The organism is Flavobacterium sp., from assembly GCF_017744675.1.
Taxonomy (GTDB): Bacteria; Bacteroidota; Bacteroidia; order Flavobacteriales; family Flavobacteriaceae; genus Flavobacterium.
Genome location: NZ_JAGIAV010000001.1, coordinates 245266 through 258059, shown reverse-complemented (window position 1 = coordinate 258059; position 12794 = coordinate 245266). Strand labels below are relative to the sequence as shown.

Below are 12794 nucleotides of genomic sequence, written 5' to 3'. Positions count from 1 at the left end.
CGAGTCTTTCCTCTTGCGTCTTTCTTCTATTTGGTCTAAAAAGATTAATCCAAAGACTCAGTCAATTTCTTGAAAACCGTTTTAGCATCTTTTCCTTCATATAAAACTGCGTAAACAGCATCGATAATTGGCGTTTTAGCTCCATAGCCTTGATTTAGTTTATAAGCACTTTTTGTGGCATAATAACCTTCAGCAACCATGCTCATCTCCATCATCGCACTTTTTACCGTGTAACCTTTTCCAATCATATTTCCGAACATTCTGTTTCTAGAGAAAACCGAATATCCTGTAACCAATAAATCGCCCAAATAAGCCGAGTCATTAATGTTACGTTTCATTTTATGCACTTTTCTAATGAATTTCTTCATTTCGCGAATAGCGTTACTCATCAAAACCGACTGGAAGTTGTCGCCATAACCTAAGCCATGAGCAATTCCGGCAGCAATAGAGTAAATGTTTTTCAGCATTGCCGCATATTCTGTTCCGATAATATCGTCTGAAATTTTAGCTTTAATATAATTTCCTGAAAGAGTTTTAGCTACCGTTTTAGCTTTATCAGGATCGCCGCACGCAATGGTTAGATAAGAAAGTCTTTCTAGTGCCACTTCTTCAGCATGACACGGACCTGTAATAACTCCAATATTGTAATAAGGAATGTCGTATTGAATATGGAAATGTTCGCCAACAATTAAACTCGTTTCAGGAACAATTCCTTTAATAGCAGAAAAAATAATTTTATCTGATAAAGAAACCGTCATGTTCTTTAACTCGGCATCTAAGAAAGCAGAAGGAATTGCAAATATGATATAATCTGCATATTCTATAGCTTCGTTTATATTGCTTGTCAGTTTAAGTTTGTTGGTGTCAAATTCAACAGAACTTAAATAATTTGGATTGTGTTTGTATTTTTGAAGATGTTCAATTGCAGATTCGTTACGCATATACCACGCAATTTCTGAAAGATTCACACATAACATTTTAGCAATTGCCGTTGCCCAACTCCCTCCTCCAATTACTGCAAATTTTAACTTTTCGCTCATTATTTTATTAATTTGAAACAAAAGTACTTAATAATGTGCTAATAAAGCAAAATCTGTTTTAAGAAATTTGGCAAACCGCTTTAATTGCAATGACTTTCAAGAAGTTTAAGCGTAAAAATTTTTTTTAATCGTTCAACAATAAAATGATCTAGACTGCGTTATAACAATTTATAAATTAGAATTTTAATGAATTTGAATAAAATTGAGTTAGTTAGTTTTGTTTTAGTATTTTGAAAAGGCGTTCCTAAACTTGTTAAGAACGCCTTTTTTATTTAAAGTACAATTTCTAAATCCCAAAATTTAGAAAACCTTGGAATTTGGAATTTAAAAAAATTGGAATTTATATTTTAGTAACTAAGCTCAACAATAGATCTTACTTTGTCTAAAGTGATCAGTTGTTTTTCTCCTAAACCTTTCCAACCTCTTTCTTCAAAACGATTTACGATAAAATCAGCTGTTTTAGAATAATCTCCGGTGTATTGAGAAAGTTTGGTGTCCATTCCCATTGTATGGAAAAATTCTACGGTTTTGTTGATTGCTTCTTTTGCAACCTCTTCGTCAGAACCTATTAAGTCGAAGATTCTTCTTCCGTATTGAGCCAGTTTTTCTTTTTTAGTTTCAAACATCACATGGTACAAATTTGGACCAATAATAGCCAAGGTTCTAGCATGATCAATTTCGTAAAGCGCAGTCAATTCGTGGCCGATCATGTGTGTCGCCCAATCGCTTGGAACACCTTTTTGAATCAGTCCGTTTAAAGCCATTGTACAGCTCCACATAAAATTAGAAGCCAAAGTATAATCGGTTGGATTTTTTACCACGCCAGGGCCAACTTGAATTAAAGTCTGTAAAATTCCTTCGGCAATTCTATCTTGAAGAAAAGCATCAGTTGGATACGTTAAGTATTGCTCCATAACGTGTGTGTAAGCATCTACAACACCATTTTCGATTTGTCTTTTTGGTAAAGATGAAATTACAGTAGGATCACAGATTGAAAACTGAGGAAATAAAGCACTTCCGCCAGAAGATAATTTTTCCTGAGTGGCTTCAATCGTTACCACATATCCAGAATTCATTTCGCTTCCTGTTGCAGGAAGTGTCAAAACAGTTCCGAACGGCATTGCATTTTCTTTAATCAAGATTCTTTTTTGAAGAATGTCAATTGGGTTTCCGTCAAAATTAACCGCTGCCGAAATAAATTTCACGCCATCAATTACAGATCCGCCGCCAACAGCCAAAATAAAATCTATTTTTTCTGCTTTGATCACATCAACGGCTTTCATCAAAGTTTCAAATCTTGGGTTTGGCTCGATCCCACCAAATTCTACAATTTCAAAACCTTTAAGATTGTTGATTACTTGATCGTAAATTCCGTTTTTAAAAATACTTCCACCTCCGTAAGCCAAAAGCACTTTTGCATTTTTTGGCACTAAAGTCGAAAGTTTATCAATTTGTCCTTTTCCGAAAACTAAGTTCGTCGGATTGTATAATTCAAAGTTTAGCATTTTTTTTTAAGTTGCTGAGATGCTAAGTCTCTAAGATTCTAAGTTTCTTTTAAACTTATTCTCTTATAAAGTTAGTATCAATTATTATTTTTTTTAAGTTGCTGAGTTTCTAAGATCATAAGCTACTAAGTTCTCTAAGTAAAAAAACTTAGAATCTCAGTGTCTTAGAATCTTAGTATCTTTTATTTCAACTCTTGTAGCAATTTCCCCGCTACCAATTTAGACGAAGCTGGGTTTTGACCTGTAATTAAAAGTCCGTCTGCTACTGCGTAAGGTTGCCAATTTGGTCCTTTAGAAAAAATTCCTCCGTTTGAAGCTAGAGCATCTTCCAATAAAAACGGAACTACTTTTGTTAATCCAACCGCTTCTTCTTCCTCGTTTGTAAAACCAGTTATTTTTTTGCCTTTTACTAAATATTCACCATTTACTTTTACGTTTTTCAAAACTGCTGGAGCGTGACAAACAAAAGCTACAGGCTTATTGTGCGTGTAAAAAGATTCGATTAAAGCAATTGAGCTTTTGTTTTCAACCAAATCCCAAAGCGGACCATGACCTCCTGGATAAAAAACAGCGTCGTAATCTTTTTGGTTAACGGTAGAAAGTTTCAAAGTGTTTTTTAATTTTTCTTGTAAAACCTTATCTGCGTCAAAACGTTTTGTGTCTTCTGTTGCCGAAGATGGATCGGCACTTTTTGGATCAATTGGCGGCTGACCTCCAAGCGGAGATGCAATCGTGATTTCAACACCTTGATCTAATAGTTCATAATAAGGCGCAGCAAATTCTTCTGACCAAAATCCTGTTTTTTCTCCTGTATTGCCCAGTTTGTCATTACTGGTTACAACAAATAATACCTTTTTCATATTCTTTTTGTTTGATTTTTGAGCCTCAGCAGAAATGCTTACGGCAGTAAATGCAGTTATTGCGAATAGTGCTATTTTTTTCATAAATATTAAATTTTGAACAAATTTACGTCTAATGTGATATTAGTAAAAATAAAATAAACTATGTTTGTTATAAATATATTTATATCATGGTAAATCTAGAATGGTACAGAACTTTTAAAGCAGTTTACAAAAACGGTAATTTTTCAGTGGCTGCGAAGGAATTATTTATGAGTCAGCCTGCGGTTAGTCAGCAGATTTCAATGCTTGAAGCACACGTGGGAAATAAATTGTTTAATCGGAAATCTAAAGGAGTAGAACCAACCGAATACGCTAAGTTACTGAATAATTTGATAATAGATGCATTAGAAAGGCTTGAAAATGTGGAAACTAGCTTTAGAACAAAAGCCGAAGATGCAGATCGCCTTATTTCGGTTGGCGTTTCGCAACACCTTTTCAGCTGTATTGGCAATCTTTTGATCTCGAAGTTTGAATTAATCGATTTTACTTTTGCCGAAAACGACACGCTTTTCGATTTGGTAGATTCTAAAAAATTGGATTTTGCCATTGTTACAAAAGGCTATGAAACCTTTGACACCAAATATGAAATTGTTGGGAAAATCAAACTCATCATGGTGGCTCCGACAAGTTTGGATGTAACGGACTTTCGTCAGAAGTTAAAAGCAGACAATTATACGGAAATTGAACAATGGCTCAATGAACAGAAATGGTACAGTCACGATGCTAGAATTCCGTATATAAAATTATTTTGGCTGCATGCATTTAATAAAAAGAGACCATCGATGGTGCCTAATTATATTATTCCGTCAGAATCTGAAATGCTGCGATTGCTTTCTAAAAATGAAGGAGTCGCGGTAACTTGGAATTGCAATGCTCGAAATCTCATTAAAGAAGACAAATTGCAATTGCTGTGGAATAGTTTTCATGTACCAGAAGAGTTTGTGTATCTATTGACGGCGAAGAATAACAATACCAATTCGTTTTTTGACACTATTTCTAAAGAATTGAAACTGTTTTTTGGAAATAGATTATAATGACCATTTGCTTGCATTAAACGGATGTTAAATAATACGAATATTCGCTGTATTTTTTTTCTTTGCCCTTTTAATCAGTTATCTTTAGTTTATATATCACTAAAGTTTCCAATTATGAAAAAGATTACCACGATTTTAATCTTGACAGTAGCATTTTCTATTATTACTTCATGCAGTAAAAGTGATGAAGAAAATATAGTGGACTGTTTTGGCGATTCTATTCTGACTGAATTAAAGCATCCTGTAGATGAGACTAATCCAAAAAAGATAGATTTTTCAATTGAATATTTTGGAAGCGATAGAACATTAAGCAATGTAAAATGGACTTTTGGCGATGGGCAAACTGCGACTGGTATATCTGTATCACACACTTATAGTGCAGCAGGTTCTTATACAGTTAAGGCTGAAGTTACAACAAAGAAAGGAAACTCATCAGAATGCACACACGATAAAACCAAAACCATAACGGTGAACTAGAAAAACTGAAAATCGATTTTTGGAGAGTCAATTTTATAATTTATTGCTTGTGCATTAGATTATAAAATTGACTCTCATTCGTTATATTTGTTTGATATGATTTACGATTATGGAAAAATTGCAAAATATTAGAATTGCTGTTGATGCGATTGTTTTTGGTTATAAAAACAATGGTTTATATGTTTTATTGATTGAACAAAAGTTTGGTTCTGCAGATAAATATTGGGCATTGCCTGGAGGTTTAGTGCAGAATGATGAATCTTTAAGCGATGCCGTGATTCGTGAATTGCACGAAGAAACCAGTGTACAGCTGACTTTTATGGAGCAGTTATATACTTTTGGAGACGATATTTATAGAGATTCCAGAAATCGTGTTATTTCCGTTGCCTATTATGCTTTGGTAGATGCTTCGAATCTAGAAATTAAAGCCGATACCGATGCTGAAAAAGTGCAATGGTTTAAAATAGATGAAATTCCGCCTTTGGCATTCGATCATAATTTGATTTTAAAGAAAGGAATAGAACGATTAAAAGCCAAATTGACTTATGAACCAATCGGCTTTGATTTACTTCCCGAGGAATTCTTATTCTCAGACCTCGAAAACCTTTATTGTACCATTTTAGAAAAAGAAATCGATCGTAGAAACTTCAGAAAAAAAATATTGAGTTACGGTATTTTAGAAGAAACCGATAATTTTTCTCCGATAAGAAGCGGAAGACCAGCAAAATTATTTAAGTTCAATAAGCTGAAATACAATGAATTAATTAGTAAAGGCTTTCACTTCGAAATAAAGTTTGCGTAATTTTTACACAAAATAAATTGTTTATTCAAAATTAAATTCTACATTTGCGTATAATTAACGCAAACTAATAGACTATGATACTAAATCTCGACCCAAAATTCGCTCCATTTCAAAATCAGGAAGAAATTAAATTTCAAAGTTTTACTTTCTCTGGAGGAGAACCACACATCAAAATCGCTCCAGGTTTTGATCCAAATAGAAAAGTTACCATTACACACCGATTAAATTCTTTCAACGATTTAGGTTTGTTGTGTGTTACAGTTGATGCTTTACGCAGAATGGATGTTAAAATCATTGATCTATTTATCCCGTATTTTCCGGCTGCAAGACAAGATCGTGTTATGATTCCTGGTGAACCTTTATCTGTAAAAGTATACGCAGATATTATTAATGCACTGCAATTGAACAAAGTTTTTGTTTTTGATGCGCATTCAGAAGTAACTCCAGCTTTGTTGAATAATAGTACGGTAATTCCGAACTATACTTTCATCAAAGAAGTTTTAAATAGAATTGGCGAAAACGTAAAACTGATTTCTCCAGATGGTGGCGCTTTGAAAAAAATCTACAAAGTATCTGAGTTTTTAGGTGGTGTAGAGGTGGTAGAATGCAGTAAAAGCCGCGATGTGAAAACAGGAAAATTATCTGGATTCAAGGTTTACAATGATGATTTGCAAGGAATGGATTGTTTAATTGTAGATGACATTTGCGACGGAGGAGGAACTTTCGTAGGATTGGCTGAAGAACTAAAAAAGAAAAACGCTGGAAAATTATACTTAGCAGTAAGCCACGGAATTTTCAATAAAGGTTTTGAAGTTTTAAACTGCTTCGACGGTATTTTTACAACCAACTCTTTCAAAGATTTTGAAGGTGAAAGTGTTCAAGTAATTGGACTAGATCAATTAGTTTAAAAGTTTCAGGTTTCAGGTTTCAAGTTCCAAGTTTCTTTTGCAAACCTTTAAAAAAATCTATTAACTGTTTCAAGTTTCAAGTTCCAGGTTTCAAGTTCGTGCAAATAACTTGAAACGTGAAACAAAGAAAAACCTGAAACAAAAATAAAAACCAAAAAATTATGAGCGACGATTTAAAACCAAGATTTATTGAATCTTTAAGAAGAAACAATGATCAGATAAGAGAAGACAGAGCCAAAGTAATTGGTGAAGATTCTGAATTAATTTACAGAAGAAGAGTTGAGGATATTGAATTAAAAATCAAAAGACTCGAAAGAGAACAAGAAGGATTAATTGATATTAGTCCGCTGGATAAAAACAGTTTGACTTTTGCCGATTTTCAGCCGGAAGCCTTTGTTCAGAAAGACATGGAACTTTCGTTGACGATTAGAAATTTAAATATCCAGTTTGAGGTTACAAAAAAGAGATTTGAATATTTATTTGGTAAAAAATATTAATCATGGGAGGTACAAGATACGATATAAGCGCTCGTTTGAGCAGAGCAGAAGCAGCAGGTTACGGGAAAAAATCAGCTAGCGAGATATTTACACAGAATGCATTGCATAAGGCTCACGAATCTATGAATCCGAATGGAGTGATTTTTAGAGAAGCGAGAGATTCAGATGTTCATCCAAACACGGTTCCGATTATTCTAGGATTGGACGTTACAGGAAGTATGGGACATATTCCGCACGAACTGATCAAAGACGGACTTCCAAAATTAATGGGAGGAATTATTCAAGGTGGCGTTCCAGATCCAGCACTTTTATTCTTAGGAATTGGAGATCACGAATGCGATCGATATCCGTTACAAGTCGGACAGTTTGAATCTGGTGACGAAGAATTGGATATGTGGTTGACAAGAACGTATATCGAAGGTGGAGGTGGAGGAAACGCTGGCGAAAGTTATCTTTTAGCATGGTATTTTGCAGCATTTCATACCAAAACTGATGCGTTCGAAAAAAGAGGACAGAAAGGATTATTGTTTACAGTTGGCGATGAACCAGGTTTGAAAACGCTTCCAGCTTCGGCAATTAAAGAAATTATGGGTCAAGGACAACAGACTTATACGCATCTTGAATTATTGGCCGAAGTGCAAAAGCGATACGATGTATATCACATTAGTGTTTTGCATTCAGGACAAGCCATCGACGCCGATGTAGAATGGAAACAATTGCTGGGACAAAACTGTTTATCTATTGAAGATCACAGAGAAATTCCAAACGTAATTAAAAAGATCATCTGCGATAAACATAAAAGTTCTGGTTTAGGAACAATACCCGTTTCTGATACAACAAACACAGGTTTAGACAATATCGAGATGCTTTAAAACTTAGCGACTCTGCGCCTCTGCGAGATTAAAATGTAAAGTTTTTTTCTTAGCAATGAGAAATTATGCTCGCAAAGTCGCGGAGACGCAAAGATTCTTGTTAGAAAGTTAAGTTAAAAGAAAAACTTAGCGACTTAGCGCCTTTGCGAGATTAAAATAACAACAAAATGAAAACAGCGAAAATAGTTATAGGTTTAGGATTTGGCGATGAAGGAAAAGGCATAACAACAGATTTTCTGGCAAGACAAAACCCTGAATCTATAGTTATTCGCTTTTCGGGAGGACAGCAAGCCGCGCATACCGTCATGATCGGCAACAGAAAACATGTGCATTCGAGTTTTGCAAGCGGTGCACTTCGTGGTCTTCCGTCTTATTACAGTGAGCACTGCACGATTCATCCGCTTTTTTTGTATAACGAAAGAGAAGAATTAAAAGAAAAAGAAGCTAATCTGGATTTGTACATTCATCCTTTAGCAAAAGTTACCACTCCTTTTGATGTCTGGCACAACAGAGGAAATGTGCGAAACATTGAAAATGGAACCTGCGGAAAGGGTATAGGTTCAACCATGAAAAGAAATGAAGGTCCGTATAAATTGTTTGCCATCGATTTGATTGCGCCTCGTGAAATGCTTTTAGAAAAACTAAATCAAATTGCATATTACTATGGTTTTTTAAATGAAAGCGAAATCGACGAAGAAGTCAATCAATATCTAGGAGCAATCGATAAAATACAATGGAATATTGTCGATTATGCGTTTCTCTCAAAATACGAAAATCTGATTTTTGAAGGAAGTCAAGGAATTCTGCTTGATATGGATCACGGCGTTTTTCCGAATGTAACGTATGCCAATACCACCTCAAAAAATGCCATTGAAATTTGTAATAAACTAAAGATTGAAGATGTAGCCGTTTATTACGTAACCCGAAGTTATTCAACCCGCCACGGACATGGCTGGATGGCTAATGAAGGAGAAATTAAATTAGTAAACAACGAAGAAGAAACTTGTGTTTTTAACGAATACCAAAAACATTTGCGTTTTGGAAGTTTGAATTACGAACTTCTTAATTATGCTCTAAAACTCGATTCAGCTTACAGTCCAATGGCAAAACGAAATTTGGTTGTAACCTGCATGGATCAGCTGGAGCAGGATTATGAGTTTGAAAGTCTCACGACAGAATTCAATGAAATCTACGGATCGTTTTCACCCGATTCAAAAGATTTCAAAAACATTACTTCTTTGTTTCAATAAAATAGAAAAATGAAATATAATATAAATACTATAGCTCCAGAAAGTAAGTTTTTATTTTTCTGGGGACACCAACCGAGTAAAGACGGAAAAATTCTTAAAACCTGTTTCAGTCAATGGTGGTTAAGTTCTTTTAAAGTAGATAAAGTAACCTACAAAACCGCAGAACATTGGATGATGGCCAAAAAAGCTGAATTATTCAACGATCAGGAAATTTTAGAAAAAATCCTTAAAGCCGATTCTCCTGCAGAAGCCAAAAAACTAGGCCGTGAAGTTAAAAATTACGATGACAAAATCTGGTTAGAAAACCGCTATGAAATTGTTAAACAAGGAAACTACCACAAATTCAGTCAAAATGCCGATTTGAAAACGTTCTTGTTAAACACTAAAGAACGAGTTATTGTCGAAGCAAGTCCGTTAGATCCTATTTGGGGAATCGGAATGGCAGAAGATCACAAAGATGTTCTAAAACCAGAAGCCTGGAAAGGATTGAATCTTTTAGGTTTTGCTTTGATGGAAGTTAGGGATGAATTGAGGTAAAATGAATATGAAAACAACAAGATTATATCGCCCAGTTGGATTAAAAGAAATGGAACTAATCGCAGATAATGGTTATAAATTATTTCCGCCAAGATTAGAATGGCAACCTATTTTTTATCCAGTAACGAATCAGCAATATGCGGATCAAATTGCTTTTGAATGGAATACTGTTGATGAGTTTTCGGGATTTATTGGAATTGTAACTGCTTTTGAAGTGAAAACAGATTTTTTAGAAAAATACGAAATTCAAAATGTTGGCGATAATAACCATAATGAACTTTGGATTCCTTCAGAAGATTTGTCTGATTTTAATTCTAATATAGTCAACGGAATTCAGGTTATAAATGTTCATTTTACAGACCATTCTTTGAAAAGTGAAAACAAAGAACTTAATGACAAATTAGATAGTTTTAGAAAATGATTTTAGAATTATTAAAAGCAGATATAACAGAAGTTGAGGTTGATGCAATAGTAAATGCAGCGAATACTTCTTTGCTTGGAGGCGGTGGTGTAGATGGAGCGATTCATCGAAAAGGAGGTAAAGCAATTTTAGATCAATGTGTCCAAATTAGAAATAAACAAGGAGGATGTAAAACAGGCGAAGCTGTAATTACAACAGCTGGGAATCTTCCTTCTCAATATGTTATTCATACGGTTGGGCCAGTTTGGAATGGTGACAAAGAAGAAAAATCAAAATTGCTGGCAGATTGTTACAAGAACAGTTTGAATCTTGCTGTAGAAAACAGAATCAAAACGATTGCTTTTCCAAATATTAGTGCAGGAATTTATCATTTCCCGAAAGATAAAGCGGCTGAAATTGCAATAAAAGCAGTAAAAGGGTTTGATAGAATTTCAGAAATAGAAAAAGTACTATTTGTCTGTTTTGATGATGAAAATTATCAAATTTATAAAAGCATCCTTTAGTTGTTCCGCTAGGAACATCTGGTCGGTAGAAAAAAATAGATTAATTGAATTTACGTTCCGTAGGAACGTTTTATTATCAATAATTAAAAATAAAATAAACACAATCATTGTTATTGTGTTCTAAGAAAATGAAAATAGAATTAAAAAAATATAGCGAGCAATTACAAGAATGGCCGAAATCCGGTTATCATATAATGGCTCAGTATGACGATGAAAAAATAATAGTTTATCAGTCATACCGAAAAGAAATAGGTGAATTTGCTGTAAAAAATCAGTTTTTTGGGGGCGCTTTCAGCCTTGATCGAATGACTTGGATTAAACCCAATTTTCTATGGATGATGTATAGAAACGGCTGGGGAACAAAAGAAGGTCAAGAAGTTGTTTTAGCAATCCATTTGAAAAGAGAAGCATTCGAAAAATATCTTCAAAATGCAGTCTATTCTTCTTATACAACAGAATTGGAAGTGAATTATGAAGAATGGCAGTCACAAGTGAAATCTTCTTCAGTACGATTGCAATGGGATCCTGATCACGATCCGTATGGAGGAAAATTAGAAAGAAGAGCAATTCAGATCGGTTTGCGAGATGAATTTACAAGATCTTATTCCAAAGAAGATGTTCTGTTAATTGAGGATATTTCGAGTTTTGTAAAAGATCAATATGAATTTGTTCAAAAGAAAGAATTGGAGAATCTGCTGATTCCTGCTGAAAAGCCTTTTCTTTTTGAAGATGAAAAATTGAATAAAAAATTAAGACTTACATAAAAAAAATGAATGAAAAAATAGCAAAAAGCGTCAGCAAATTTTTGAGTCTGGTACTTAGACATTCGCCTGAAACGATCGGATTAAAATTAGACGAAAATGGATGGGCAGATGTGGAGGAATTAATTATAAAATGTAATAAAAAAGGAGAACGTCTCGATGTAGAGCTTTTAGATTATGTTGTAGAAAATAATGATAAAAAGCGTTTTGCTTTTAATGAAGATAAAACTAAAATCCGAGCAAGTCAGGGGCATTCTATTTCAGTTGAATTAAATCTGGAAGAAGCAGAACCTTTGGAATATTTGTACCATGGAACGGTTGGGAAATTTATGGAAAGCATTCGTAAAGAAGGTTTGAAAAAAATGAGCCGTCAGCATGTACATTTAAGCAAAGACAAAGAAACGGCGACAAAAGTAGGAAGCAGAAGAGGGGTGCCGCAGATTTTAACCGTTAGAAGCGGAGCGATGCACAGAGATGGATATACATTTTATTTATCCGAAAATAATGTCTGGCTGACAGATGAGGTTCCCGCAAAATATATTGAATTTTAAAAATGAAAAGAACACTTGTTTTTGGAGATATTCATGGAGGATTAAAAGCTCTGGTTCAGTTATTGGATCGAGCTGTTATATCTGAAAATGACCGATTGATTTTCTTAGGAGATTATGTGGATGGTTGGAGCGAATCGGCAAAGGTAATTGAATTTCTTATGGATTTATCTCAAAAACACGAATGCATTTTTATAAAAGGAAATCACGATGCTTGGTGTCAAGAATGGTTGATGAACGATGTTGTAAATGATATTTGGTTTTTGCATGGGGGAAAATCGACTATAGAAAGTTATGAAAATATTGATTTTTCCAAAAGACAGAAACATCTGGAATTCTTTAATCAAATGAAGGATTATTTTGTAGATGAAAACCACAATCTTTTCATTCATGCCGGATTCTCATCTATTCACGGACCAGAAAAAGAACATTATCAAACCAATTTTTCGTGGGACAGAACGTTGTGGGAAATGGCGCTGACTATGGATAAACGAATAAAAAAAGATTCGCTTTTATACCCGAAAAGATTATTGCTTTATAATGAAATTTATATCGGACATACACCAACGCTAAATTATGATGTAGAAATTCCAATGCAAGGCTGCAATGTTTGGAATATTGATACGGGAGCCGGTTTTTATGGAAAATTAACCTGTATTGATATTGAAACGAAAGAATTTTGGCAAAGTGATGCTGTACAGAAATTTTATCCCAACGAAAAAGGAAGAAATAAGTAA

At 34.2% G+C, this 12794-nt stretch carries 16 protein-coding genes; 13 read left to right on the top strand and 3 right to left on the bottom strand.

Translation table 11 applies throughout. The features are described 5' to 3' along the window. Positions 1 to 44: 44 nt before the first annotated feature. The 3 genes from J7574_RS01205 to J7574_RS01195 form a co-directional block, all read right to left on the bottom strand. Positions 45 to 1040, bottom strand: coding sequence for an NAD(P)H-dependent glycerol-3-phosphate dehydrogenase (locus tag J7574_RS01205; protein WP_290963104.1), 996 nt, complete (start codon positions 1038 to 1040; stop codon positions 45 to 47). 347 nt (positions 1041 to 1387) lie between these two features. After that, positions 1388 to 2545 (bottom strand): iron-containing alcohol dehydrogenase, encoded by a 1158-nt coding sequence (locus tag J7574_RS01200; RefSeq protein WP_290963102.1) that lies wholly within the window; start codon positions 2543 to 2545, stop codon positions 1388 to 1390. Positions 2546 to 2727: 182 nt separating this feature from the next. Continuing rightward, positions 2728 to 3489 carry a type 1 glutamine amidotransferase domain-containing protein gene (locus J7574_RS01195; protein ID WP_290963100.1) on the bottom strand — a complete coding sequence of 254 codons (762 nt, stop codon included), beginning with the start codon at positions 3487 to 3489 and terminating at the stop codon, positions 2728 to 2730. 86 nt (positions 3490 to 3575) lie between these two features. Here J7574_RS01195 and J7574_RS01190 point away from each other — a divergent pair, with 86 nt between their 5' ends. The 13 genes from J7574_RS01190 (at position 3576) to J7574_RS01130 (ending at position 12794) form a co-directional block, all read left to right on the top strand. Next, on the top strand, positions 3576 to 4481 hold the full coding sequence (locus tag J7574_RS01190) for a LysR family transcriptional regulator (protein ID WP_290963098.1): 906 nt from the start codon (positions 3576 to 3578) through the stop codon (positions 4479 to 4481). Positions 4482 to 4595: 114 nt separating this feature from the next. Next, positions 4596 to 4958, top strand: coding sequence for a PKD domain-containing protein (locus tag J7574_RS01185; protein WP_290963096.1), 363 nt, complete (start codon positions 4596 to 4598; stop codon positions 4956 to 4958). A gap of 109 nt (positions 4959 to 5067) precedes the next feature. After that, a complete protein-coding gene (locus J7574_RS01180; RefSeq protein WP_290963093.1) occupies positions 5068 to 5760 on the top strand; it encodes an NUDIX domain-containing protein in 693 nt (230 codons plus the stop codon). Between the two features lie 74 nt (positions 5761 to 5834). Continuing rightward, complete coding sequence (gene prs / locus J7574_RS01175; RefSeq protein WP_290963091.1) at positions 5835 to 6668, top strand: ribose-phosphate diphosphokinase; 834 nt, start codon at positions 5835 to 5837, stop codon at positions 6666 to 6668. Between the two features lie 161 nt (positions 6669 to 6829). Continuing rightward, positions 6830 to 7165, top strand: coding sequence for a hypothetical protein (locus J7574_RS01170; RefSeq protein ID WP_091494899.1), 336 nt, complete (start codon positions 6830 to 6832; stop codon positions 7163 to 7165). Between the two features lie 2 nt (positions 7166 to 7167). After that, on the top strand, positions 7168 to 8037 hold the full coding sequence (locus J7574_RS01165; protein ID WP_290963088.1) for a hypothetical protein: 870 nt from the start codon (positions 7168 to 7170) through the stop codon (positions 8035 to 8037). A 167-nt stretch (positions 8038 to 8204) separates the two neighbouring features. Beyond that, positions 8205 to 9287: an adenylosuccinate synthetase gene (locus J7574_RS01160; RefSeq protein WP_290963086.1), complete on the top strand. Its 1083-nt coding sequence runs from the start codon at positions 8205 to 8207 to the stop codon at positions 9285 to 9287. A gap of 9 nt (positions 9288 to 9296) precedes the next feature. Next, positions 9297 to 9824: an NADAR family protein gene (locus J7574_RS01155; RefSeq protein WP_290963085.1), complete on the top strand. Its 528-nt coding sequence runs from the start codon at positions 9297 to 9299 to the stop codon at positions 9822 to 9824. 7 nt (positions 9825 to 9831) lie between these two features. Beyond that, positions 9832 to 10245 (top strand): ADP-ribosylation/crystallin J1, encoded by a 414-nt coding sequence (locus J7574_RS01150; protein WP_290963083.1) that lies wholly within the window; start codon positions 9832 to 9834, stop codon positions 10243 to 10245. Beyond that, the gene (locus J7574_RS01145; RefSeq protein ID WP_290963081.1) at positions 10242 to 10748 is read left to right on the top strand and encodes an O-acetyl-ADP-ribose deacetylase; all 507 of its coding nucleotides are present in this window, start codon (positions 10242 to 10244) and stop codon (positions 10746 to 10748) included. The genes J7574_RS01150 and J7574_RS01145 overlap by 4 nt, the downstream gene beginning before the upstream one ends. Before the next feature lie 128 nt (positions 10749 to 10876). Further along, entirely contained in the window at positions 10877 to 11512 is a 636-nt protein-coding gene (locus J7574_RS01140) for a DUF4291 domain-containing protein (RefSeq protein ID WP_290963079.1), read from the top strand. A gap of 5 nt (positions 11513 to 11517) precedes the next feature. Further along, positions 11518 to 12060: an RNA 2'-phosphotransferase gene (locus J7574_RS01135; protein ID WP_290963077.1), complete on the top strand. Its 543-nt coding sequence runs from the start codon at positions 11518 to 11520 to the stop codon at positions 12058 to 12060. Between the two features lie 2 nt (positions 12061 to 12062). Continuing rightward, positions 12063 to 12794 (top strand): metallophosphoesterase family protein, encoded by a 732-nt coding sequence (locus J7574_RS01130; RefSeq protein WP_290963075.1) that lies wholly within the window; start codon positions 12063 to 12065, stop codon positions 12792 to 12794.